Origin of the sequence: Streptomyces sp. NPDC006997, from assembly GCF_040635175.1 — a bacterium.
Classification (GTDB): Bacteria; Actinomycetota; Actinomycetes; order Streptomycetales; family Streptomycetaceae; genus Streptomyces.
This window is the reverse complement of sequence record NZ_JBEYHH010000007.1, coordinates 43409-66213: the sequence shown is the minus strand read 5'-3', so window position 1 is coordinate 66213 and position 22805 is coordinate 43409. Positions and strand designations below refer to the sequence as shown.

The 22805-nt window shown below is 62.6% G+C and carries 21 protein-coding genes and 3 pseudogenes; 8 read left to right on the top strand and 16 right to left on the bottom strand.

Going from position 1 to position 22805, the window contains the following annotated elements; genetic code table 11:
- Window positions 1–383 precede the first annotated feature (383 nt).
- Window positions 384–659, top strand: a complete 276-nt coding sequence (locus ABZ659_RS09055) for an NPCBM/NEW2 domain-containing protein (protein WP_360215259.1) — start codon at window positions 384–386, stop codon at window positions 657–659.
- Window positions 660–1011: 352 nt separating this feature from the next.
- Complete coding sequence (locus tag ABZ659_RS09050) at window positions 1012–1737, top strand: TIGR02391 family protein (RefSeq protein ID WP_360215256.1); 726 nt, start codon at window positions 1012–1014, stop codon at window positions 1735–1737.
- Window positions 1738–2026: 289 nt separating this feature from the next.
- On the opposite strand, the gene ABZ659_RS09045 is transcribed toward ABZ659_RS09050, so the two are convergent.
- Together ABZ659_RS09045 and ABZ659_RS09040 are read right to left on the bottom strand one after the other, a co-directional pair.
- Window positions 2027–2986, bottom strand: coding sequence for a hypothetical protein (locus tag ABZ659_RS09045; RefSeq protein ID WP_360215253.1), 960 nt, complete (start codon window positions 2984–2986; stop codon window positions 2027–2029).
- Window positions 2986–3216 (bottom strand): hypothetical protein, encoded by a 231-nt coding sequence (locus ABZ659_RS09040; RefSeq protein ID WP_360215250.1) that lies wholly within the window; start codon window positions 3214–3216, stop codon window positions 2986–2988. The genes ABZ659_RS09045 and ABZ659_RS09040 overlap by 1 nt, the downstream gene beginning before the upstream one ends.
- Window positions 3217–3333: 117 nt before the next feature.
- Here ABZ659_RS09040 and ABZ659_RS09035 point away from each other — a divergent pair, with 117 nt between their 5' ends.
- Window positions 3334–4428: a hypothetical protein gene (locus tag ABZ659_RS09035; RefSeq protein ID WP_360215247.1), complete on the top strand. Its 1095-nt coding sequence runs from the start codon at window positions 3334–3336 to the stop codon at window positions 4426–4428.
- A gap of 6 nt (window positions 4429–4434) precedes the next feature.
- The gene (locus ABZ659_RS09030; protein WP_360215244.1) at window positions 4435–5487 is read left to right on the top strand and encodes a Shedu anti-phage system protein SduA domain-containing protein; all 1053 of its coding nucleotides are present in this window, start codon (window positions 4435–4437) and stop codon (window positions 5485–5487) included.
- A gap of 28 nt (window positions 5488–5515) precedes the next feature.
- Here ABZ659_RS09030 and ABZ659_RS09025 read toward each other — a convergent pair whose 3' ends face one another.
- From ABZ659_RS09025 to ABZ659_RS08980, 10 genes are all read right to left on the bottom strand, one after another.
- The gene (locus ABZ659_RS09025) at window positions 5516–6373 is read right to left on the bottom strand and encodes a hypothetical protein (RefSeq protein ID WP_360215241.1); all 858 of its coding nucleotides are present in this window, start codon (window positions 6371–6373) and stop codon (window positions 5516–5518) included.
- A 90-nt stretch (window positions 6374–6463) separates the two neighbouring features.
- Window positions 6464–7945: a site-specific integrase gene (locus ABZ659_RS09020; RefSeq protein WP_360215238.1), complete on the bottom strand. Its 1482-nt coding sequence runs from the start codon at window positions 7943–7945 to the stop codon at window positions 6464–6466.
- Window positions 7945–8163 carry a helix-turn-helix domain-containing protein gene (locus tag ABZ659_RS09015; protein WP_360215235.1) on the bottom strand — a complete coding sequence of 73 codons (219 nt, stop codon included), beginning with the start codon at window positions 8161–8163 and terminating at the stop codon, window positions 7945–7947. Before ABZ659_RS09015 ends, ABZ659_RS09020 begins: the two co-directional genes overlap by 1 nt.
- A gap of 89 nt (window positions 8164–8252) precedes the next feature.
- Window positions 8253–9080, bottom strand: coding sequence for a replication-relaxation family protein (locus ABZ659_RS09010; RefSeq protein WP_360215232.1), 828 nt, complete (start codon window positions 9078–9080; stop codon window positions 8253–8255).
- Window positions 9081–9195: 115 nt separating this feature from the next.
- Window positions 9196–11418 carry a type IV secretion system DNA-binding domain-containing protein gene (locus ABZ659_RS09005; protein ID WP_360215229.1) on the bottom strand — a complete coding sequence of 741 codons (2223 nt, stop codon included), beginning with the start codon at window positions 11416–11418 and terminating at the stop codon, window positions 9196–9198.
- A 244-nt stretch (window positions 11419–11662) separates the two neighbouring features.
- Window positions 11663–12187, bottom strand: coding sequence for a hypothetical protein (locus ABZ659_RS09000; protein WP_360215226.1), 525 nt, complete (start codon window positions 12185–12187; stop codon window positions 11663–11665).
- Between the two features lie 120 nt (window positions 12188–12307).
- Window positions 12308–14581: an SGNH/GDSL hydrolase family protein gene (locus ABZ659_RS08995; RefSeq protein WP_360215223.1), complete on the bottom strand. Its 2274-nt coding sequence runs from the start codon at window positions 14579–14581 to the stop codon at window positions 12308–12310.
- 254 nt (window positions 14582–14835) lie between these two features.
- On the bottom strand, window positions 14836–15327 hold the full coding sequence (locus tag ABZ659_RS08990; protein WP_360215220.1) for a DUF3846 domain-containing protein: 492 nt from the start codon (window positions 15325–15327) through the stop codon (window positions 14836–14838).
- A gap of 164 nt (window positions 15328–15491) precedes the next feature.
- The gene (locus tag ABZ659_RS08985) at window positions 15492–15821 is read right to left on the bottom strand and encodes a hypothetical protein (RefSeq protein ID WP_360215217.1); all 330 of its coding nucleotides are present in this window, start codon (window positions 15819–15821) and stop codon (window positions 15492–15494) included.
- A 340-nt stretch (window positions 15822–16161) separates the two neighbouring features.
- Window positions 16162–17589 (bottom strand): recombinase family protein, encoded by a 1428-nt coding sequence (locus tag ABZ659_RS08980; protein ID WP_360215214.1) that lies wholly within the window; start codon window positions 17587–17589, stop codon window positions 16162–16164.
- Between the two features lie 48 nt (window positions 17590–17637).
- Here ABZ659_RS08980 and ABZ659_RS08975 point away from each other — a divergent pair.
- Window positions 17638–17715: pseudogene (locus ABZ659_RS08975) on the top strand (mismatch-specific DNA-glycosylase); the annotation flags it as partial.
- 10 nt (window positions 17716–17725) lie between these two features.
- Here ABZ659_RS08975 and ABZ659_RS08970 read toward each other — a convergent pair.
- From ABZ659_RS08970 to ABZ659_RS08960, 3 genes and pseudogenes are all read right to left on the bottom strand, one after another.
- Window positions 17726–18151 carry a hypothetical protein gene (locus tag ABZ659_RS08970; RefSeq protein ID WP_360215211.1) on the bottom strand — a complete coding sequence of 142 codons (426 nt, stop codon included), beginning with the start codon at window positions 18149–18151 and terminating at the stop codon, window positions 17726–17728.
- Between the two features lie 57 nt (window positions 18152–18208).
- Window positions 18209–18934, bottom strand: a complete 726-nt coding sequence (locus ABZ659_RS08965) for an ABC transporter permease (protein ID WP_360215208.1) — start codon at window positions 18932–18934, stop codon at window positions 18209–18211.
- Window positions 18935–18936: 2 nt separating this feature from the next.
- Window positions 18937–19539, bottom strand: a pseudogene (locus ABZ659_RS08960) (AAA family ATPase); the annotation flags it as partial.
- On the opposite strand from ABZ659_RS08960, the pseudogene ABZ659_RS08955 reads away from it, so the two are divergent.
- The 3 genes and pseudogenes from ABZ659_RS08955 to ABZ659_RS08945 all read left to right on the top strand — a co-directional run.
- Window positions 19540–19797: pseudogene (locus tag ABZ659_RS08955) on the top strand (ATP-binding protein); the annotation flags it as partial. It lies immediately after the preceding pseudogene.
- A 14-nt stretch (window positions 19798–19811) separates the two neighbouring features.
- Window positions 19812–20474 (top strand): response regulator transcription factor, encoded by a 663-nt coding sequence (locus tag ABZ659_RS08950; protein WP_360215205.1) that lies wholly within the window; start codon window positions 19812–19814, stop codon window positions 20472–20474.
- A 120-nt stretch (window positions 20475–20594) separates the two neighbouring features.
- Window positions 20595–21752, top strand: coding sequence for an ROK family transcriptional regulator (locus ABZ659_RS08945; RefSeq protein WP_360215202.1), 1158 nt, complete (start codon window positions 20595–20597; stop codon window positions 21750–21752).
- Between the two features lie 61 nt (window positions 21753–21813).
- Here the strand turns inward: ABZ659_RS08945 and ABZ659_RS08940 are convergent, their stop codons facing one another.
- On the bottom strand, window positions 21814–22572 hold the full coding sequence (locus tag ABZ659_RS08940; protein ID WP_360215199.1) for a GntR family transcriptional regulator: 759 nt from the start codon (window positions 22570–22572) through the stop codon (window positions 21814–21816).
- Window positions 22573–22805 lie beyond the last annotated feature (233 nt).

Here is a 22805-nt window from a genome sequence, read left to right as displayed (position 1 = left end):
TTGCCGTTACGTTACTCCTTGGCATCGTGGGCTTCATGCAGAATATGCAATCTGATGACGGCTCACCGAGCAGCGATAAGGCAAAACCACCTGCTTTATCTACGCCAAGCCCAGAGACGACCCCTCCTCCTACGAAGCCCTATTCAACCCCGTCTCCCAGCGAACCATCCAGTAGCCAAGCGGAGCCCTCACAGGAGGAGCCTTCTTCGCCTGATGAGTCAGCTAATCCTGAGACCCCCGGCTCCCGGGTGGAGTATCTGAGTGATATGCGACCTATTGATCGAAAGGTCTACGACGGGACAGCGAAAATCGCAGGCAGTTCGTATCCCTCGTCTATTTGGAAAGATATCGGACCGAGTAGCACATTTAGTAGTGTCTATGTCGTGTACGCCCTTGACGGGGAGTGGGCTACCTTTATTGCCGATGTTGGCCCCGACAGTGACTCTCGCTCTGATGCCGTCATGGACTTCGAGGTATACCTTGATGACAAAAAGGTTGATGAAACCTGGAGGGCAACCGTCACAAAGTCTGAGCACATCGAGTTGAGCGTTATAGGAGTCGTACAACTCCGTCTCGTTGCTAAGCATGTCAGTGGCTCGACGAGTGGAGCCTTTACAGGGCAAGCTGCCTGGGGGGCAGCCAGAGTAGAGAGGGAATAGGAAGGCTTCACGCGTCCGCTGAAACAGTAGCGCCGACCGCAGATCCGATGCGCCTTTGAAGCGTTGTCGATAGCACGGCAGTAACAGAGGTGGAAAACATTGATCAACAGAGGTCAAAGGAGGATAATAGAAGCAGAGATAAACGAGGATTCAGCTATGGCTCGAAGAACGAGGAAACCACTACTGCCACAACTAATCTGGGGTCCCCCGGCGCGGACGCGCCGACAAGCCAGCACGGTCGCCGTGCGGCGCGTGTATGCCCAACCACCCGAGAGCCGTCGCTTGCTTGAAGACTTTCTCGTTGCAGCAGTGATCAGTGTTGGCCTGGTGGCCATCTTGGTATGATCCGGCAATGCAGACGCGGCAAGCAATCCAGAGCCTGAAGCAACTGAAGGACGAGGCCCAGCAAGAGGGGCTGCGTCTCCAGGCGGATGACAGGTTCTCTTCGTGGAAGGGACGACTGCAATCCGTCCTTACGCGGTCCCTTGGCGTAGACCATCACTTGACACAGGCGTTCATCAAGAACGACTACAGCTTGATGGCCTTTACTGATTCAACACCTGATAGTGCGTGGGATCAGGCGTTCCTTAGTGGAGTAAGTCGCGCTCTGGGCATCATCGATGCCGCAGTCTTCGAACTGGAACAGGCGGGTACGAGTGACGACGCGGCAGACGAAACCGCCTTTGACCCTGACCTGTGGGCGCATGTCCAGACCCATGTGCAGAACGAGAACTGGCAGGCTGTCGCGAGTCAAACGGCAATCTTCGTCGAGGACCGCGTTCGTCAGTGGTGCGGTGACCCGAAGGACCGGGATGGACGCACGCTCGTTGGTAAGGGATTGTTCGCTAAGATCCTTGCGAACGATGGTCAGTTCCGACTTGGGAAGGAAGCTGGGGAGTGGGAGGGCTGGCGCGGGATCGGGATGGGCTTCACTCAGGCACTCGGGAACGTTGACCGCCACAACATCCAGAAGCGCGCGGACGCCAAGCGCTATGCGTTCGGTGTGCTCGGCGTCGGCAGCCTGATCCTTACGCAACTGCGGCACCAGCACGGCGAGGACTTGGTGCTGGACGAGTAGTCCCTTCATGACGATGTGCGCCTCGTGGGTCAAGTCCGGCGGTCTGGCACTTGATCTGCCAGACCAAACTTCGGCGCCGGCCTCAGATTGAAGGGCCTGGTTGACGGGCGCCCGCGGTGCCCTGGTGGTTGAGCCCGCTCAAGCGCCACCATGTGCATAGGTAGCCTCCGACGATCCAGCCTCCCCGTCGGCTGCGGGTGGGGATGGTTGCGGGAACTCGCGCACCACAGTCGGGCGGGTGGCTGTGGCCTCCTACATCCCGTGGCCGGCTGCGGTTGGTCGACGTGTTCTACACGTCCCCTTGGAGCACGAGCTCATCGCGCCGGACAACGCGCGGCCTTGCCTTGCCTCGCTTGCTCGCTGAAGGGCGCGGCTTGGCCTGCACCACCACCATGTACACCGTCACCCCTTCAGCGTGAAGCCTGGGAGGCCACGGCTTGGCCTCTTCATCTGTGGGCAGCTGTAGGCCTTGATCGGCCAGGTTGAAGATAACGAGGTAGGCGACGTTTTTTCCGTAGTCGTGGGCGTAGCTAACTGCCTGCTGGAATCCTTTGGCAACGTACGGGACCCCGTAGCTCTTATCAGGGTCGTAGAGCTTCACTTCGCAGACAAGAGGGTCATCGCCTTCAAGGCCACTTACAACATCTGCTTCTCCAGAGGCTGACTTTGGTTGGGAGAAGGGGTAGTCAATGCCTTGATCGAACAAGAAGCGGCGAAGGTAGCGGTCATAGAGTGCCTCGCCGCGCTTGGTGTCCGGCTCGTACTTCTCGTGCAGCTCTGCCTGATCGAATGCTTCAAGTCGTCGAGTGAAGCGTTCGAGCATGTACAGAACTTCGCTCGCTGAACCGATTTGCCCTTGCAGGTACTCAACGAACGGTTCAATGACCTTCTCAGTCAAATCACGCAAGATTGCGTTGAAGTTCGTTTCGTACGAGAACGCGTCCGATTGTGTCATAGGGTCTTCGCCCTCGGCCCACCGATTGATGAGCCGCCACGCAACCTTGACGCGTCCAGATTCTGTGTCAGGCCAAGAGTATTCATGGAAGGAGAACTTGGAGTTGATCCAATCGTCAGCATCCACCTCCGGGAGATCACCCGCAATCCGATCTGCGATGGCTTTAAGTGCGGGAGATCGTTGGATAAAGTCTCGCAGGTACGCAACCTCGTGACGAAATGAACTGGCGTCCGCCTTAAAAATGCGACGGTATTTTTCTTGCAGTTTAACCTGGAGGTCGCGTTCGTAGCGCATCAGAAGAGTCCTTTCAAAGCTTTAGTGAGTTGATCCATCGCCAGGTCTACTTCTTCGAGCGCTCCGAACAGCGAGCCGTCGGCATCTACCAAATGGATACGAACTCGGCAGCATGGACAGTAGTGGTATGCCTGCACCCGTGCATCTAGTAGCTGGATCTCTACCTCGTAACCGCAGTCAGGACAGGGGAAGGAAACCAGGCTTTGAAGAATTTCGGCAGACAGCTTCACAGCTTCATTATAGCAGCCCACTTACACTGTGTATTGACTCGTAACAATGCGTCACTGTAGTATCTGTACATGCGACCTAGTGATTTCTTCATTCAGATACCTGATGATAACTGGACCATGCGCGACGAGTTCGACTCGAAACTCGCGACGCAACTTCGTCAGGGAACGCTGGGGGATCACACGGACTTGGAGGCTGGATACGCTCTCGCCAAGTTGGTTAAAGCGGAACTCACCACCTACGGCACCAGTCAAGTCGATGCCAAGCTCAATGACGAAGAGAGTGCCCTTGCGATCCGCACCCTAAAAGCAGTGCTGCGTAGGCTTGGCGTTCCCTTTGATCCGCCGTTCAATGACTTCGAGGGATGGCACGGGTACTGGAGTGCTCAAGGCATGACTCACGGTGGCTCGTGGGCAATGCGTCGCGGCTACATCAACGAGCTATTCACTCCCGTACTTGCCAGGCTAGAAGAGCTAGAAGATACAGCGTCCGACTCCATGGGCTTTCGTGGTGTGGATGGCGAGATGAAGAACATCATCTTCGCGTCTTCAAGCTATAAACCTGAGATCATTTTTCGTGATGCCATCAGCAACACAATCGAGGTGGTGTCGAACGCAGACACTTGCCTCGTCTACAACCGCCCCCTCACCACAGCCGGTCTGACGTGGGGTGAGCTGGTGGCCTGGTGGCAACAAGAGCAGTGCCTTGACTTGACGTCTGATCGTGAAGTGGGTCAAGACCTGTACCGGAGGTTGTGGGCTTCACTCGGCAGTCCACCAGAGCAACTGCTGTTCCGTACGTACTGTGAGCGGTACGAGGGCGAGGATGGCGGCAAGGTGCCGGTCCTCTTGCCACAGGTCTACCTGCACTACGACCCGCTGACTCGTAAGCAGCGTCGAGCGCTCAACAAGCCGGACCGTCTCAACCGTGAACGCATGGACTTCCTACTCATGCTGCCAGGTGGGGTGCGCATCGTCTTGGAAGTGGATGGTGTCCAGCACTACTCGGTAGGTCCTGACGACGGTAGAAGCCCATCACCCCAGCTCTACAGCGAGATGATGGCCGAGGACCGAGCCCTGCGGCTGCGAGGCTACGAGGTCTTCAGATTCGGAGGCCACGAGCTCATGGACGACGGAGCGCCAGGCATGTTGCGGGAGTTCTTCACGGCACTCGACGAGCGGTTCAGCTCGACGCAGTCTGCCCGCCCGCGGTAGCCGTTGATGGGAACGTTCTTGGACCGCTGGCCGGCGTCACGTAGGACGACGGCCTCTACGGACGCCTGCGGGTTGATGATCACGCGTCCGCCGTGCAGCCCGCCAACCCCTCGTAGATGGGGTTTTCACACTTGGTCGCCCATCTCCATCCATACTGCTTCGGTGGACACCTTCCGTCATGCAGAGACCGACACGAGTCCAGAACGGCCTCAAGCAACCCCTTGGGAGACGTACCGCGCTTCATTGGTACCGCAGTGGCAGAGCCTCTTGGCTTCCTCTCCCGGCGAGCGGGAGATGCAAGAGTTCCTGGAACTTCATCCTTGCTTCCTCCCCGGAGCAACGGACAACATCGGACCTGGGGGTCACCATGGACCGTCATTCTTCGCTGTAATTCGTCAGCCCCCACTGAAAGGTCTTGGCCCAACGCGTGTCCCAGACTTCATGTGGGTCCGATTGGACACCGGAGCAATCCGGCCGATCTGTATCGAGATCGAGAGTCCTCAGAAGGTCTGGTTCAACAAGGGGACAAGGACTCCGACAGCCGAGCTAACTCAGGCGGTCGACCAACTAACCGAGTGGAAGGTTTGGTTTTCTTCGCCCGAGAATCAGCTCATTTTTGCGAAGACGTATGCCCCTGATTACGCTTACCGCCCCATAGAGGCTCAGTTCGTTCTCGTCTACGGGCGCGACTCAGAGTTCCGTGCAGCCACTTCAATTCACGACAACCCCGCCTATATGCGGCAGAAGCGCGACCACATGCCTCGGGATCGTGAGTACTACTTCACTTACGACCAGCTGACTGCGCAACGAGAGGCTGGCGACTACGCCACCCTTACGCGTGAGGTCGATAAGTGGCGTCTCGACTCGTTGCCACCCACCTTCACGACCGGCTCGAACATGATGGATCTGGCTGAGATCATCGCTGACCCTTCTACGGTACTTTCTCGTACAGACCTCATGAGCGAGGATCGAAGGGCCTACGTTGTCAGGCGCTGGCAATACTGGCGACAGGTAGCTCTTGCGAAGCACGAACACTTCATAGCTGTGGGTCGAGAGTAGAACCTCAGCCCGCGCAGGACGATCGCGTTCAGTCGTCGGTAGGGTTCGACTGTTCTTCGGACACGCGGGTGATCCTGAATATGGCGACGGTCCCCAGGAAGGGTGTTGGTCCGCCAGTAAGAGGATAGTCGTCCGCAGTCGCGGCGAAGAGGGCGAACTTCCTCTCTGCAAGCTCCTCCAGGATGGCGGTGATGCTTCGCTGCGCGTCCCGTACCAAGGAGCGAGAGAACTCGATGTCTGACGAGATGTCGCTCCAGTCCTGGAAGCTTTGGATCGCGCTGTCAATGAGGTCCTGCTCGTCGTCGGTGCAGTCGTCTGGCTCTTCGTGTGGCAACCATCCGAGACAGCCTGAGAGGATTTGCCATAGGTCACGCCCCGTCTTCATGTGGTCGAGAACCACGACTTCAAACTCTGGCTCGTCCACCGTGATGACGTCGATGATCCTGTCGACCTGCACCTTCTTCAGCTTGCTGATCTCATCGGCCAGTGTCTTCAGTCCCCAGACCTCGATGGTGACGCCGGGGTATAACGGGCGAAGCTCGTTGTCGATGAGCTGGTCGACCTCGCCTGGCAAGGTGTCGTTCGTGAGGAAGCGCCACACCCGCACGTCACGGTGCTCCTGGAGGCAGCCCTCCAGGTCACCGCGGATCTTCGCCTTAGTCTTGTCGATCCGCTCGCCACGCGTAGCGTGCGCCGCGAAGAACACGCGAGCCTTCGGGCAGTAGCCATCGTTCTTGGTGTCGCCCTTCGGCCCGGCCGCCCGCACAGGTTGGTAGTCGCCGGGGTACAGCTCCAGGCCGAGCCGATCCATGCAGTCCTGGAAGGCGTTGCCTTCAAGCCGTAGGAGCTGGCCCTCCACGAGCTTCCGCAGTGAGTTCTGATCCACGGAGGCCATTACCGCACAGCTCGTGCGTTCTGCGCAGCTAGGTCGCACGGGTCAAGTGGCCGTGGCCGGCGGTGGGTTGGCGGGCTCGATCTACGCAGCAAGCTCGACATCCTCACCCCCGGTGTTTTTGACGGCAGCGCTGACGGCAACGACACCGAGCACCCACCGGCGACGACGGTCCTTCAAGGAGCCGTCCACTTCCGTTACGCGTTCACGCACGTCCGCTGGCGTCACTGTGTTTCGAGTTTTCATCCTGGCAATCGGGGTTCGATTCCCCGTGAGGTCACCAAAGAAATCATCGAGCCAACCGGCAACAGGCACCCCCGTTGCCGGTTTGTTTTTGTCTTCGAACGAGGAGTTGAACTGGGCGACCAGAGATGCTGTGGTAGGTGTTTGACGGCTAACTTGACGGCAACCGTCACGGTCTTCTTGAGGAGAGCTGCCTTCAACATCCCTTGTTGGAAAGATGGCTTTTGATGCTAGATCAAGCGCTTCCTGTCGCGATTCCATACGAGTGTGTTGGTAAATCTTCTGAGTGACCGCCACGCTGCTATGGCCGAGGATTAGCTGTATGTCTTTGTCTGGCACGCCGAGGTCTTTTAGGAGAGTGGCGATACCATGCCGAAGATCGTGCAGTCTAATCCGTCTGAGGCCGAACTTATCGCAGATATTCAGGAAGGCCCGTGTGTAGTTTTGAGGCTCAACCAGGTTACCTGTCGAGGAAGTGAAGAACAGATCGTGGTCTGTCTGGAGGCTTCGTTGTGTGCGATGTTCCTGTAATGCGTCAGCTACGACCTCAAGCAAGGGCAGGGATCGTTGGCCTGCTTTCGTTTTAACTGAGCCAATCTGGACCTTCCCTCCAGCCCTAAACACCTGCTGTCGCACGTAGATTCGCTTCTTAACGAGGTCCACGTCTTGTTTACGAAGTCCCAGAACCTCGCCGCGTCGCGCGCCGTAGGTGGCTGAGATGAGGAAGGCCGGGAACCATTTGTGACTCTGGGCAACTTCAAGAAAGCGTCTTGTCTCGTGCGGCGACCACGGCCAAACTTCCTCGTCTGAGCCGTAGGTCTCCTTGACGCTCACCAATTGGGCAACGTTCCGCGCTATTAACTCCTCGCGCATGGCCTGCGTGAGGGCAGAGCTGACTATCTCGCGCAGTGTCTGCACCTTGCGAACAGAGTGTCCTGCTGCTAGATGTTGGTTCAGGTACTGCTGCAACATCGGCACCGTCAGCTTGTTGAGAAAAACATGCCCCAGGCCGGGTTTGAGGTAGAGCCGAACGTTTCCTTCGTACAGGTCGTACGTCGTAGGTTTCCTGCTCGGCTTGATGACGTTCTCTAGCCAATAGTCCAGGTACTTGCCAAGAAGCCAATTTTTATCTGCTGTCGGTATACCTTGGTCCATCTTCGCTTTAGCTTCTGTCAGCTTCCTACTGACCTCGGCGCGGGTAGTGCCGTAGACGCGCTTTCGCTTTCGTTCACCGCTAGACGTGAGCACATAGACGGCCGCCTCCCAACGGCCGTCCTTACGTTGGTAGATTGTGCCCTCGCCGTTTGCTCTACGCCGAGCCATCAGGCGAGTGACTCCTGCCAGCCCTTCAAGACAAACGCCTCGATAGAGCGCAGCGGTATCAATGTACGGCGACCAACCTTGATCACTTCTATCTGCTTCTTGTGGATCAAGTCGTAGAGCTTCGACTTGCTGATCCGCAGTTGCGTGTACGCTTCGCGGACGGTCAGCAGTACGTTCTTTTCACCTCCTGGGGGTGTTCGTTTGATTACTTCATCCATAGGAATGTTCCTCCCCTCTATAACTAGTTAAGCCTAAAACGTGCGATTTGTTAATGTAGCTGGTGGACTTCGACATTGTGGTTTCGTCATCATGCGGCGACTCCTTGGTCAGTGCCACGTAGCAGCTGCGGACCGTCATCGAGGAGGCCGACATCAAAGAGCGCCTGGGCGTCGAGGGCGAGCTTGCCAATCACGCCCGCGATGCGTTCCCGTCGATGCTCGGTTTCTACGAGCCAGACGACCTTCGGGAAGACGCCGTGCCACTGCTGCTCGACACCACTGCGCCAGTAGTCGACGTACCGCTGTGACTTCTTCTGGATCGTCGGCAGCGTCTCGGTGGACAGGTCGACCTCGACGAAGCTGCTGTGCTCGATGGCCGCTCGACCTATCGCCACGAAGGCGTCCGGCTTGACCTGAACCAACTCGCCGCCGCTTCCAGTGAAGTGACGCCAGGAGGCCGGCTCGGCGTCGTACGCCAGTAGATCGCCCCGACCAAGCCGGTGCTGCTCGACCAGTTGGACGTACAACTCAGTCACGGCGAGCATGTGGTCTTGAAAGTACGGTTTCGCCTCCCACACCTGACGTCGCCTGGTGCTGGCTCCAGAGCCGTCCGCAGCGAGAACGGCGTATCCAAGTTCGCTCAGGCCGTAGATGTAGCCCGAGGAACCAGCACGTACGCCGCCGATCCTTCGAGAGAACCGAGTTACCACGCCGATCCTTGTCAGCTTGGTCATAAGGAGCTGGGCGCGACGCGTTCGCACCCGGGGAAGGCCATCAACTACGGCAAGCCGTTGGAGCTGCCGCAGACTCGCCAGACGGATGCGCTGGAGAACCTGTAGAACGGCAAGTTCGCGGGAACTGAGCTCACGACGAACCTGCTCCGCCCGCGCGGCAGGAATCAGACGAGGTCTCACCATATGGGGATCTCCATATGAGAGATATTCGCTAGGCACTTCGACCTCGTAACAGAGAGAACCCGTCGTCGGCAACCAACACGATGCGAAGGGCGGAGCGAACCACGAAGCGAAGCTGTCATGACTGCCTCCGTGGCATCTGCCCGATGGGTCCTGCTGGCGTGGTGTCGTCACCATGCCAACGTCGCTCTAGGGCAGCGTCGAGCGCCTGGCCGTCGACACCGAAGCGTTCGCGGCTGCTGCGCTTCAGGTCGGCGGGATCACTGAGCTGCTTCATGTCCGGCTGACGGGTACGGATGCGGAACGGTTCGCTGGGCTGCTTGTTCACGAGGACTTCGGCGTACGCCTCGTAGGCACCAAGGTTCAGCAGATCCGATCCATCCAGGCCGCCGCCGCCGAGGACGGCCGCTAGTGCGGCAGCGTCGTCAGTGCTGGGACGAAACGCCACGCGGTTCCGGGCGTTGGCAGTGATACCGGCCCGCATCTTGGGCGGGAGCTGCGCCATGTGCTGGTGTGCGACGGTGAGACCGATCCCAAGCCCGCGCGCCTGGGCGAACATGTCGCCGAGGTCTACCGGCAGCCGCAGAAATTTTTGCACCTCGTCAACAACCACCATCGCCGGCTGGCGATAGGTCGAGGGCATCAAGGCGCGTTCCTGCATGGCTTGCCAGAGCTGCATCAGCAGCAGGGCACCGATCACCTGGGACGTCTCCGCGCCGGTGACACCGGGGTTCAGGTTCACTAGCACGATCCGCGGACGTTGGAACAGCTCGTCCAGGCGGAACGACGGCGACGCTTGACCGAGCAGTCTTCGGATGGGCGTCCGACTCAAGAACGCCCGGGTCTTGTTCAGCACCGGGCTGATGACCTGCTGGCGTTCTGCTTCCGACAGCCCGTCGTACCAGGAGAAGAACGGGGCGAGCACAAGTGGGTCGTTGACCTGAGTGAGCACCCGACGCCGGAAGGCGGCATTGGTCAGGAGGACAGGCAGATCAGCGAGGGTGCTTTGGTCGCTGCGAGCAAGCGCCACCAGGGCGTGCAGCAGCACGTCAGTGCTTCGCGGTCCCAGGCTCGTGCCGAAGAGTTCGCGGAATACGTGTAGGAGATGGTCGGCGCGCTGCTCGGCATCCTCGGTGCTTCCAGCCAGTGGGTTGAAGCCGACGACCTTCTCAGCGGTCCCGGGCTCGATGACGACGACGTCTTCACGACGCTCCGTGGGTACGCCGGCCAGGATCGCTTCCACGAGGTCGCCGCGTGGTTCGAGGACAAACACACTTCTCCCGGCCATGACGTCGGCATGGACGAGCTGGTCCAGCAGCGTCGACTTGCCGCTTCCTGTCGGCCCGACGACGTGCAGATGATGCAGTGCGCTTTCCGTCGGCAGCGTCACCAGTTGGTCGCGCTGACCTGGATACAGGCCGGCGCCGAGCACTCGCTCGTCGGGATGGTCATGTGCTTCTACGGATCGCAGCAGCGACCGCGGTGCCGGATGTTCTTTGCCGCGCGAGGCGCCTGGTACGTCGGCGCCTTCTACCGGCCACCCCAGGACAGCGGCGAGTTCGGCAGCGTTGAGAGTGCCTGACCACCGGGAACCGGTCGCGTGGTCGAGCTGCTGCACGTTGCGCCTGGATGGACGACTCACGCTTAGTTCTGCGTAGGGGCTGCTGACAAGCTGGAGTGCTTCGCCTACCGTCCGCACGATGGCTTCAGCCCGACCAGCTACCGGCGAGCGCGCACCGATCCGCCCCCGGACATGAAAAAGCGGCTCGGATGCTTTGTGCTTCCAGAGCCGCTTGTCTTCTGTTGTTTCCTTGGCGACCGCCACCAGGCCGAGCGCCTTCGTCACACTGAACGCTTCTGGTCGTCGGTGTCGTGACTGGGCGGGGCCGACGACCCATTGCACCGCGAACGCTTCGCCCTTGGTGAGCGTGTTCACGACCTCGGCCACCCCCGCCGTGATGCTGCCGGTCATCTCAGGCCGCAGCGGCTGGGTAGGTGGCTGCACATGAACCGTCGCTGCTACCTGTGGCGTCGGTCGTGGCGGGTGGTCGACAGATGCGACCGCGAGGCCGGGCAGTTGTGCTTGCAGTTGTCCAGGTAGCTCGCTGCTGAACCGTGGGTCGACGCCGAACCAGTAGCGGACACTGCCGGGAAGCGCGCGGAGTTCAAAGGCGACGGCCGGCGTGTCCTTGAACCAGCCGACCAAGGGCCGGTACGCCAGCGGTTGCAGCGCCTTGACTACCTCGACGGGCTTCAGGTCGTGCGGGAAATGCAGCTCGAACCAGACGAGCCCGCTTTGGTCGGGTGGACCTCGGCGCTTGATGGTGGGGGTTTGTGCCATAGGCATCCCTCCTTTCTCTAGTTACACGAAGACTCGACGACTACGACGAAGGCAGTTTTAAAACAAGGCCAGTGCGGTCTTGTGGTGGATACCTTCTTCTCGTCATCTGCGAGCAACCTGGGTGGTTGCTCTTACGACTTAGTATGCCAAGGAGGGGTGGGGTTTTCCTGAGAACCAGCGGACGAGAAGGTGTGTGGTTGACTGAAAAAACACCGCCCGAGGGCGGCGTGTCTTCTTATGGCGCCTATGACTTCCTTGGCTTAACCGAAAGACCGGCCAGTCCAGCGATAGCAAGTGCCCCCCAAAGTATGAGGGAAAAAGGATTAAGCAGCCATATCGTGATCATCAGACGGTTTACGCTCATGCAGCTAGTCTGCACGCCCATTAGGCCCGTACATGTGTTGTCGCCAGCGCCTCCGAACCAATAAATGGTGGCCAGCGCAACCACGACAGCGAAGATCCACGCAATGACTTGCACGTACCTTCGGGCTACTTCGCGTTTGGCTACCTTCCAGGCAAGCGCTAAGCCGAGAGTGGCGAGCAGGATTGCGACAAGTGGCTCAATGAAGGTGAAGCTGAGCGCACCGGATGTCGAGCTGACAAACATAGCTATGCCGAACAAGGTCAGAATAACTGATGGAACCAGCATCCATTTCGAGTTCTGTGATTCGTTACTGGAGTTACGGCGCAAGGTAGCCGTTGATGAAGTTTTCTTATTTACGGTCGATGCCGCATTGCTCGTAGTTTTGGGTGAATTAGTTCTAGCCATTTATCTCCATCATAACAATTAGCGAATGCATAAACAATATCTAATTGAAGAAGCCCCCAGTCCCGTGCTGCGTGGATGGCAGCTCAGGGACTGAGGGCGTGGCTCTTCAGTTCTTACCGATTATCCGGCGTTGATCGCGGCACCTGCGACCGTGGCGTATCCCTCGTACCCCGCCTTGTTGGGGTGGAAGACATACGCCGTGTTGTTGCCCGCCTGGTCGACGTTCTGGAACCAGGACGAACTTGCAGTGCCGCACACCTCGTGCCCGATGAACGGCGAGTCCGGCCCGTCGAGCGGGACGTACTTGAGACGCTGGTTGTAGTCGGCGTTCATGGCGCGAACGACGTCCACCTGGTCCTTGATCTTGCCGTTCAGCTTGGTCACGATGTCGCGGGCACCCTGTACGTCGGCCCACTTGTTGGTCGTGTTGCCGTTGTCGTACATGTAGAAGCACCGGCTGTCGAAGGCGTCCGATGCCGTCTTGTTGGCGATCACGTGCGGGTAGCCCAGCACGTAGACCTTGGCGTTCGGCGTGTACTTGAGGACCCTCTCGTACGTCGCCTTCAGCTTCCCCGGCAGGGTGTTGTTGATCTCGTTGAGCGACGCGTTGTACGCGCTGCTCCCGATGGCGCAACTGGCAGTCACGCACGCCATGCCGAGGTCACCGAACTTGATGTCGTTTCCGCCGATCGTCATGGTGACGAGCTGCGTGGTGGTGTCCGGCCACAGGTCGAGCTGTGTACCTTCGTTCCACTGCGCCGCGTCCGTGACGTTGTCCGTCACGGCACCAGAGCACGCCCGGAATCCGTTGCTTCCCAGCGACGGAATCTTGGCGCTTGAACCGGAGATCAGACGCGCGTAGGCGTAGTCACTCCGGTGGCAGGTGTTCAGGTTCGGGATTGCGGTGCCAGCCTCGAAGGGCTCCACACCTTCCCCGGACGAGAACGAGTCGCCCAGTGCGATGTAGGACGCGGCTGGACGCTGCGTCCTTTCGAGCACCGCCCCACGCGGGTAGTCCAGGCCGAGGCCCGTCACCTTGATGGGGTAGAGCTTGGTTTCCATGTAGGTTGCGCACGTGCCGTTGCAGGAGGCGAGGAAGTAGAGCGTGTCGGGACCGATGGTCGGTTCGACGTACCCCTGACCCCCGATGGTGTACCCGTTGACGCCGCCGCTCGCCTTGTCGAGATTGCCGCGCATGATCTGGTCATACACGACGTTCCCGTTTCCATCGAAAACGCCGATGGATATGGCGGACATGGTGCGGTTGTAGGTGTCGTTGGTCGGCAACGTCATCGGGCGCACGACTGCGATCTTGCCAGTCGTGTCCACGGCGACATAGGCCCCGTTGTACGGGTTGCCGCTCGCGTCCTGGTTGGGAAGGTCCTTCTCCCAGAGTTTCTGGCCGAAGGTGTTGAGCTTGATGAGCGACGTGATCCTTTCGGATGTCGGCGCTCCAGCAACGACCCTCTTGCGGTTCACCCTAAGGAGAGCCCCACCGTCCGGCGTCGAGTAGGCGTCGACGAGCCACGGGTTGTACCCGAAGAGCGATTCCGGTGCCGTCCAGTCGACCTTGTTCAGGTTCAGGTTGTAGGCCACGAGCTTGAAGCTGGCCGTGTCACCTGATCCTGTCGTGATGTCGTAGAACGCACGACCGTTGGCGCTGACCCCCTCCCTCCTGTCGACGTACGTTCCACTGGGCGTGTTGCTCAGCGGCTTTCCGCCGTAGGAGTAGAGGTAGGCTCGCCCCTCGTTGATGTAGCCGACGCCGTCCTTGGTGGTGAACAGCTCGGCACTACACAGGCCGTAGCCGGTGACCGGGATGTCCAGCACCTTCTTCGGCTGCGTTGTGGGCGGTGCCACGTCGGGTGTGAGCCCGATCAGGCGGTTGCCGTTCATGTTGCTGAAGGCGTAGATGTTGCCATCAGCGCCAACAACCGGCGAACCGGCCTGCGAGGTGCAGCCCGTCTCGTACTTCCACTTCACGGCGTTGCCGTTGTAGGCCACCACATTGGTGTTGAACACCCAACTGCCGTTGGCGTTCTTGCCGTACGGCTTCCCGTAGAGGTCGCCGTTCTTGTCAACGACCGGGAAGTAGATGCAGTTCGTGACGCCGTCGACCGACTGGCTGGCGTCCAGGTCGCGAACGACCTGCCCCGAAGAGTTGTACGTCTTCAGGTTCTTGAACGTGCCGTTGTCGTCGGTGCACGCGGTCGTCACCCCCGAAGGGCTGGTGACCGTGTCCCAGGTGTACCGGCTGGTCTTGACCGCCGGCCACTGGAGTGTCGGAATGGACTCAGCCGCCACCGCCGTCCCCGAAGAGACGAACGTGACGAACGACGCCAGCAAACCCGCGAGAGCGAGCATCACCGGCATACGTGTGCGCTTTTTGCGCATGATGGCTTACACCACCTTCCTGATTACTAGGTTGTGAATGAACGAGGAACGAAAAAGGGCGGCTCACGCCTGACGGCGGAGCCACCCTCTGAAACATTCCTTTTTGACTGAAGAGCCGTACTATTTATGACATATCTTGATCATTTAGCAAACCGTAGAATTTACAACACTTCTCAAGGGGTAGGGCAGAAAATAAATAAGCCCCGCTCCAGCGACCACCAAGGATCGCTGGAACGGGGTGCCCACACCGGTCGTCACTCGGCACGGATGACCCGAGCATCCCTCACGGTGGCGTACGTTTCCTCGTGGATGATCGCGTAGTTGTACGCCTCCAACCAGTCGGTGAAGGTGATTGCTTTACGCGACCACGGGCTGTCAGGACGGTGCAGGAACTCAACGCCGTACGTCTCGGTTTCCAGGAGCAGTTCAATCAACTGCGGCGGAACCGACTTAGTACGGCCGCGTCCATCCGCGCTACCTACGAGAATTGCATCCCCACTGACATACGCCTGGCCGCGGAGTCCCTTGGAGTGTTGCCACAGCAGGACAGTGGCGCGCATGTTGAACGGGAGCGACCAAAGCATCGCTTCGTCGTTCGCAAGGAACGAAGCCGGCGGGCTGTCGAGGTTGTACGCCTCGAACGATCCGCCCACGATGCCTTGGATGACTTCCACGTTCTCCGCGTCGACCTCAACCCGCTTGATGGGCTGCTCTTCGTCGCAGGGGAACAAGATGCCGGTAATCACGGAACCACTAGCTTTCTCGACCGTGGGACTGGGTCTGGGGTGACGGTCGGACACCCCAGAGGTAGATCCCAAGGTGAAAGGCCCCGCCCCGATGACCCCGAAGGGCCACCAGGACGGGGTTTCCGCATTGCCGGGGAGCGCTCGGCAGATGCGGAGCTGGTGGGTTAGCTGCCGTTTCCGTTGCCGACCTTGGTTCCGGGAACACGGCCACGGGTGCCGCGTGCGTCCTTCAGAACCTGGGGCATGTTGTCGGCGGCCTTGTTGAACTCCTCCAGGGGAACGTACGCGTCGCGCTTCTTGCCGTCGGGCGTCGTGATTTCGAGGATCACCAGATCTTCGCTGATGTCCTTGAACGCGCCCAGTTCGGAGACGAGGACGTCCAGTGCCTTCGGCGAGTCGATGTCCGGGTGCTGCCGGACGACGACTGCGGCGAACTGCTTGTCGTTCCCCTGCTTACCGCTGAGGTCTGAGACCTTCTGGCTGACGATTGCCATCTTTCTGCTCCACTCGGTGGTAGGTGCTTGGTCGGGGGAGTGATTTCCTCCGGCCGTACTTCTATTACGCCAAACTGAGCTGGAAGCGAGGTGGGGAAGTTGGACTGTCGGAGTTTGCGGGTGATTGATATATAATTAAATGCAGAGAAACATTCATGACACCCAAGAAACTGAGTACGCCAGCACTACACGAGCAGCGGCAAGCCAGCAAGGTTGAGCCTATTCAAGCTTGTGTGGGCACAAGAAAATCCAGCCCTGCCGTTATGACAACGCAGGACTGGACAGCGGAGCAGCTTGCTCGCGCTCCGAAGCTAACGAAGAGCCGTTTAGCAAAGGTGCGTCAACTTGTAATCGGCTGACGCCACACAACCGTCACGCGATTCTCGTTGTATGTCGTCTGGCGACCCTTCTCGCGCACGCCTTCGGCTGGTGCGATGACGATTGCCTCAAAGAGTTCTTCAAGTATCGCTTGCTTCCGGTCAAGTGCAAGCGTGGGCCACTCTTCGGCGGCCGAGGTGACTTGCTTCGCTTTCCGCGTGTGCTGCGCTACCTGAGAGCGCAGCTTTTTCTGTTCGTCCTCAAGCTCCTTGATTGACGGAAACACAATGGAACCTGACATCTCACCAGCTCGGTACGCCGCCATGAGTTCAGCGATTTTCGCAGTCACCTCGCCAAGGCGTGCTGTATCAGGAGCGCTTTCGGACTCAGGTGTTTCGATCGGCTGGTCTAGGTACGAAAGCACCAGATTAGTGATCTGCTGATCCAGTCGCGGGCCTGAGATGCCGAGTCCCGCGCACCCGCCCGCATCTTTGGACTGACAGTTGTACGTGAAGTACCGGTCGCCCTTGGGAGCACGTACCAGCTTTGAACCACAGCGACCACACCGTAGGACGCGACTCAGAAGCGCCCGGGTAGGTCGACGGCGGTCAGGCTTTGACTTGAGAAGTTCACACAGCGCTTCCCAGGTCGGGACGTCTATCAGGCCGCCGTCGTGTCGCTTGATGTACCGACCGTCTTCATCGAGAAGTACTTCTTTCTTGTACACAGCCAGGCCAGCGATGCCGGGCGCGATCAAGATACGGCGAACGGTTTCGCCAGTGACTCGACCGCCCCGGGCAGTCGTAATGCCCTTGCTGCGCCACTCCTCCGCAATGGCTGTGGGCCGGATGCCAGCGAACACATTCGCGATGGCCTTATGCGTGATGGTGGCCCTGTCCTCGTTGATCGAACCGTCTTTGTTGCGGTAGAACGCCGGGTAGTTGCTGAAGACCTTCCCCTTCAGCGCCTCATCCCGGTAGAAGTTGGTCACGCGCTTTACAGTCTTCGCGCTGGAGTGGTTGGCGATGTTCACCAACATGCGAGCGACCATCTGGCCGTCTTCGTCCGTCAGGTCGATGCTCATCGAGGGGAGCCAGAGAACTGGCTTTACACGACCCTCTTTGAAGTACGCGTGGCAGTACGCCTTGATTACACGTTCAAGGTCGGAGGGCTGACGGAAGATGCGGTCGAGATCCCAACCGGCAATGCCATCATTCCTACCGGCGGTGAAGTCTTGAAGCCAGGGTTCAAATCCTTCGTCACGGATGACCTCTGGCTTGTATGCGGACTTGTCGTTGTCGATGTACTCGCGTGTTGCTGTACCACCGCGCGTTTCGATGAGTGGCAGTACAGTGCGAAGCTGCCGGTCAAGACCGGGAGCACGCTCCTCATCCGTATCCGAGATACGGGCGTACGGGCCAACGATTATGGAGTTTATGTCCGCTTTCATCTACTATGCCCTAATTATACTATGTTGGGCATAGTCTCCAAAGCTTTGAGCGGGCTGAACGCGCACTGGACGGCGGCGACGATGGCCGAGGAGTTCGGACGGCTGCGGGAGGCCGCCGAGGCGTAGCCCGCCGGGCTCACGGCGGGTCCGTGTCCGTGACCACGGTCAGCAGGCGGGGCGCCTCCGTGTCGCCCCGGTCCGTGACGCCGAGGGCGATCCAGCGGCCCGTGCCGGTGTCCTGCCAGAGGGACACCTCGTCCACCAGGACGCTGACGGTCGCCCACGGCTCGGGTATCTCCTCGCCCCGCTCGCCGCGCACCCGCAGGGTCACCGTCCCCCAGGGCGGCGCGGCCCCCCAGCGGGCGTCCAGCCGCTGGGCTATGCCCTCGCGGTACGCCTCGACGTCGTCCGCCGTGTGCTCCCCCATGTCCGCCGCACCGGCCGCCAGTTCCGCCAGCCAGTACCCGGGCCCTCCCCTGCCCACGTCCGACCAGCCGTGCTCCGCCGGGAAGGGGCGGGAGCACAGCCGGTCGATCGCCTCCAGGCACCGTGCGATGTTCATGCGGTCCAGTAAACCCGCCGCCACTGACAATTGGCGGGGCGTCAGGGTCGGGGCAGGTCAGGCGTCCCGGCGCCACACGCTCCACGCGCCCGCCGCGGTCACCGCCGCCGTCCACAGGGCGGTCACGGCGAGTCCGGTCCACGGGCCGAGGGTGCCGTCCCAGGTCTCGTGCAGGACCACCTGACCCGCGCGGTCCGGCAGGAAGTCGGCCGCCGTGCCCGCCGAGTCCCCGATGACGAAGGACACGATCAGCACCAGCGGGACCAGGATGCCCAGTGCCGCGATCCCGCTGCGCAGCCAGGCGGTGAGCCCCGCCGCGAGCAGCGCCATCAGCGTCAGGTAGATGCCGCAGCCGACGACACCGCGCAGTTGCTCGCCGAGGGTGAGCCCGGCCGCCGCGTCACCGAGTCCGGCCCGCGCGGCCAGCAGCGCTGCGCCCGCCGTGAGCAGGCCGGTGAGCAGCGCCGGTAGGGCGACCGCGGTCAGCTTGGCCGCGAACCACCGGCCGCGCCGTGGGACCGCCGCGAGCGACAGCCGCAGTCCGCCGGAGTGGAACTCGGAGGAGACGGCCGTGGTCCCGAAGGCCATCACCGCGATCTGGCCGGGCAGCACTCCCGAGACCGCCGTGAACAGCGGGTCGAAGTCCGGGTCAGATGTCCCGGAGGTCCCGGCGAGGGCGGAGAACGCCGTGGAGACGGCGAGCAGCGCGAACAGGGCGCCGTACAGCGACCGCAGGGTGCGGATCTTCAGCAGTTCGGCGTGTAGTACGGGGGTGAGGGGCACGGTCAGGTCTCCTGGCGGTGGGGCTGGGCGGTGAACTCCGTCTCGGCCGCGGTCAGGTCGAGGTAGGCCCGCTCCAACGTGGCCTCCTCGGTGGTGAGTTCCAGCAGCGGCACGCCCGCGTGGGCGGCGAGACGGCCGATGTCCGCCACGCGCGCGGGGGACACGGTCCAGGCGCCGTCGTCGCCCGGCACGGCCTGGTGACCGTGGCGGGCGAGGGCCTGCCGCAGGCCGTCGGGGTCCGACGTGCGCACCCGGACCCCGGGCCGCACGCGCGCGTCGATGAACTCCCGCAGGGGCGTGTCCGCGAGGAGGCGGCCCCGGCCCAGGACGACCAGGTGGTCGGCGAAGGAGGCCGTCTCGTTCATCAGATGGCTGGAGACCAGCACCGTACGGCCCTCGGCGGCGAGGCGGCGCAGGAGATGGCGGATCCAGACGATGCCCTCCGGGTCCAGCCCGTTGGAGGGCTCGTCGAACATGACGACGGGCGGGTCGCCGAGGAGGGCGGCGGCGACGCCGAGGCGCTGGCGCATTCCCAGGGAGTAGGTCTTCACCCGGCGCCGGGCCGCGGCGGCGAGACCCGTCTCGGCCAGCACCTCGTCGACGCGGGCTACCGGATCCTCCAGGAGGCGCTGACGAACGTGCTGCGGCACGCGGGTGCCGTACCGGTCCGGGTGCGGATCGGCGTCTCGGACGGCGGGCTCGCGCTGGAGGTGCGCAACCCCCTGGCCGCCGCGGTACCCGGTCCGGGCCGGGGCAGCGGGCTGCGCGGGATACGCGAGCGCGCGGCGCTGCTCGGCGGCCGGGCGTGGACCGGGCCGCACGAGGGTGACTGGCGGGTGCGTGTGGAGCTGCCGCTGGGCTGATCTACGCTGGCCGGATGGCCGTCACCGTACTCCTCGTCGACGACGAACCGCTGGTCCGCGCGGGTCTGCGGGCCATCCTGGAGGCGGAGCCGGACCTCACGGTGGTCGGCGAGGCGGCCGACGGGGCCGCGGTGATCCCGCTGGTGCGGCGGCTGCGGCCGGACGTGGTCGCCATGGACGTACGGATGCCGCTCCTGGACGGCATCGAGGCCACCCGCGCGGTGCTGCGGACGGTCGAGGCGCCGCCGAGGATCCTGGTCGTGACGACGTTCGAGAAGGACGAGTACGTCTACGAGGCGCTGCGGGCCGGTGCCGACGGGTTCCTGCTCAAGCGGGCCCGGCCGACGGAGATCGTGCACGCCGTGCGGCTGGTCGCCGAGGGCGAGTCGCTGCTCTTCCCGGCGTCGGTGCGGCAGCTGGCCGCCGAGTACGGCGACGGCGGCGGGAACCACGCGGCGCGGGCGGCGTTGGAGCGGGCCCGGCTGACCGAGCGGGAGGCGGAGGTGCTGCGGCTGATGACGCGGGGCCTGTCGAACACGGAGATCGCCGCGCGGCTGGTGGTGGGCACGGAGACGGTCAAGACCCACGTCAGCTCGGTGCTGGCGAAGCTGGGGGCGCGTGACCGCACCCAGGCGGTGATCGCCGCGTACGAGTCGGGCTTCGTCTCCCCCGGCTGACGGCGGCCCGTGACGGCTCCCGTCGGGCGGCGGTGCGTTCGGGGGCGGGGGGCACTCGCCGGGGCCCGGCGGGCCGAGTACGATCCGGCCAACACGCGCACGAGCTGGGAGGACGGTACGTTGGGGCGGCTGACCGGCGGGGATCCCTCGCTGCTGCGAAGGATCAACTCCGCGGTGGTGCTGCACGCGCTGCGTGCCACGGACTGCGCGACGCTGACGGAGATCACCCGCGTGACGGGGCTGTCCCGGCCGACCGTCGAGGGCGTCGTGGAAGGGCTGATCGAGGCGGGGCTGGTCGTCGAGACGGCGGCCGAGGACGGCGCGGCGCGGCGGCAGGGCAGGCCCGCGCGGCGGTTCAGGTTCCGGGCGGAGGCAGGTCATCTGCTGGGGCTGGAGATCGGCCCGCACCGGGTCGCCGCGCTCCTCTCGGATCTGGACGGCCGGATCATGGGGGCGCAGGCCAAGGACGTCGACGAGACGGCACCGGCCGACGAGCGGCTGGAGCGGCTGCGCACGGCGGTCGCGGAGCTGCTGCGCCGGGCCGGGGTGGCGCGCGGGTCGCTGCGCGCGGTGGGCGCCGCCACGCCGGGGATCGTCGAGGCGGACGGCACCGTACGGCTGGGCACCGCGCTGCCGGGGTGGACGGGGCTGCGTCTCGGTGAGCGGCTGAGCCGGTCCTTCAAGTGCCCGGTGCTGGTGGAGAACGACGCGAACGCCGCCGCCGTCGCGGAGCACTGGAAGGGGTCCGCGCGGGACTGCGACGACATGGTCTTCGTCCTGGCCGGGCTGAGCCCCGGCGCCGGGTCGCTGATCGGCGGGCGGCTGCACCGGGGGTTCGGCGGGGCGGCCGGGGAGATCGGCGCGCTGCACCTGCTGGGCCGCGAGGCGACCCCGGAGACGCTGCTGTCCACCACGGACGAGCCCCTGCACCCGCTGGACGAGCAGCAGGTGGCGCGGGTCTTCGCGCGGGCCCGGGAGGGCGACCTGCGGGCCCGCGCGGCCGTCGACCGGTTCATCCAGCGGCTGGTGCACGACGTGGCGGCGCTGGTCCTCGCCCTGGATCCGGAGCTGGTCGTCGTCGGCGGCTGGGCGGCCGGTCTGGACGGTGTGCTGGAGCCGCTGCGGCAGGAACTCGCCCGCTACTGCCTGCGCCCGCCCAAGGTCACCCTGTCGCTGCTCGGCGAGGCGGCCGTCGCCACCGGCGCCCTGCGCCTGGCCCTGGACCACGTGGAGGAGCAGCTCTTCGCGGTGGAGGGCACGGTGACGGCACGCCGGTGACCGGCCCCGGCTCCGGCCCGGGTGCGCTCAGGACGCCCGCCGCTGAAGGCAGCGGGACGTCTCAGGAAGCCCGCCGCTCCGGACCGTCCTCGATCTGCACGCACCCGGTGTCCCCGAAGGTGAGTCGGCAGGTGTCCGCGCGGTAGGTGGCGACGGACAGCGCGGCGGTGCGGCCCCCGGCGAGGTAGCGGGTGGTGACCACGAGGACGGGCGCGCCGGGGAGCCGGTCGAGTTCCTTGGCGTCGTCGGCGCGGGCCGAGCCCAGCTCCACGGCGCTGTCGTGGCCCTCCGGCCGCAGGCGCTGCAACTCGCGCAGCACCGCACGCGCGCGTGCCGGTCCGGAGGGGGCGTCGATCGCGGACAGGGCGGGCACGGACGCCTGGGGGACGTACAGCAGTTCGGCGGCGACGGCCTGGCCGTGGGTCGTACGGGTGCTGCGGACGGTGTGGACGGCCTCCTCGCCGGTCTCCAGCGCGGCGGCGACGGCCGCGGGCGGCACGGCGAGGGCGCAGTCGGCGGGCTGCCAGTCGTCGCCCGGCATCCCCGGCCAGGCGCGCTGCCCGGGTCCGACGGCGACGCCCATGCGCGGCGGGGCGACGGTCGTGCCGACACCGCGGCGGCGCTGGAGCCTGCCTTCCAGTTCGAGCTGTTCCAGGGCCTGGCGGAGCGTGGCACGGGCGACGCCGAAGCGGGCGGCGAGGTCGCGCTCGTTGGGCAGGATCTCGCCCACGGTGAACTCGGAGTCCAATGCCTCACTGAGCACGGTCTTGAGATGCCAGTACTTCGGTTCCGGCACCGATTCCAGCTGCGTGGTCCCCACCCTTACCTCCGCAATCGCCGTGACCCGGCGGCGTTTAGCGCCCTTGTTTATTAAAGGTTGTTGTACTTATCTGCGACCATAGGGCGGCCCTCACCCTTGGTCAAGACCAATCATCAGGGCGTGGCGGGGACTTCGCGGGCGGCACGGGGGGTACGCCGCCGAGCGTTCATACAACGTTGGCACAGGGACACGTCCGGGACCTGGGGCTACCCGCCGGTAGCAATCGCTGACAG

What these genes read in the sequence shown, in the direction of transcription:
- ABZ659_RS09000 (WP_360215226.1), bottom strand. Translation starts at nt 12,187, where the DNA reads ATGGCTAGAACTAATTCACCCAAAACTACGAGCAATGCGGCATCGACC.
- ABZ659_RS09020 (WP_360215238.1), bottom strand. Translation starts at nt 7,945, where the DNA reads ATGGCTCGGCGTAGAGCAAACGGCGAGGGCACAATCTACCAACGTAAG.
- ABZ659_RS09030 (WP_360215244.1), top strand. Translation starts at nt 4,435, where the DNA reads ATGGGAACGTTCTTGGACCGCTGGCCGGCGTCACGTAGGACGACGGCC.
- ABZ659_RS08995 (WP_360215223.1), bottom strand. Translation starts at nt 14,581, where the DNA reads ATGCGCAAAAAGCGCACACGTATGCCGGTGATGCTCGCTCTCGCGGGT.
- ABZ659_RS09010 (WP_360215232.1), bottom strand. Translation starts at nt 9,080, where the DNA reads ATGGTGAGACCTCGTCTGATTCCTGCCGCGCGGGCGGAGCAGGTTCGT.
- ABZ659_RS08985 (WP_360215217.1), bottom strand. Translation starts at nt 15,821, where the DNA reads ATGGCAATCGTCAGCCAGAAGGTCTCAGACCTCAGCGGTAAGCAGGGG.
- ABZ659_RS08950 (WP_360215205.1), top strand. Translation starts at nt 19,812, where the DNA reads ATGGCCGTCACCGTACTCCTCGTCGACGACGAACCGCTGGTCCGCGCG.
- ABZ659_RS08970 (WP_360215211.1), bottom strand. Translation starts at nt 18,151, where the DNA reads ATGAACATCGCACGGTGCCTGGAGGCGATCGACCGGCTGTGCTCCCGC.
- ABZ659_RS09050 (WP_360215256.1), top strand. Translation starts at nt 1,012, where the DNA reads ATGCAGACGCGGCAAGCAATCCAGAGCCTGAAGCAACTGAAGGACGAG.
- ABZ659_RS09045 (WP_360215253.1), bottom strand. Translation starts at nt 2,986, where the DNA reads ATGCGCTACGAACGCGACCTCCAGGTTAAACTGCAAGAAAAATACCGT.
- ABZ659_RS08980 (WP_360215214.1), bottom strand. Translation starts at nt 17,589, where the DNA reads ATGAAAGCGGACATAAACTCCATAATCGTTGGCCCGTACGCCCGTATC.
- ABZ659_RS09015 (WP_360215235.1), bottom strand. Translation starts at nt 8,163, where the DNA reads ATGGATGAAGTAATCAAACGAACACCCCCAGGAGGTGAAAAGAACGTA.
- ABZ659_RS09005 (WP_360215229.1), bottom strand. Translation starts at nt 11,418, where the DNA reads ATGGCACAAACCCCCACCATCAAGCGCCGAGGTCCACCCGACCAAAGC.
- ABZ659_RS09035 (WP_360215247.1), top strand. Translation starts at nt 3,334, where the DNA reads ATGCGCGACGAGTTCGACTCGAAACTCGCGACGCAACTTCGTCAGGGA.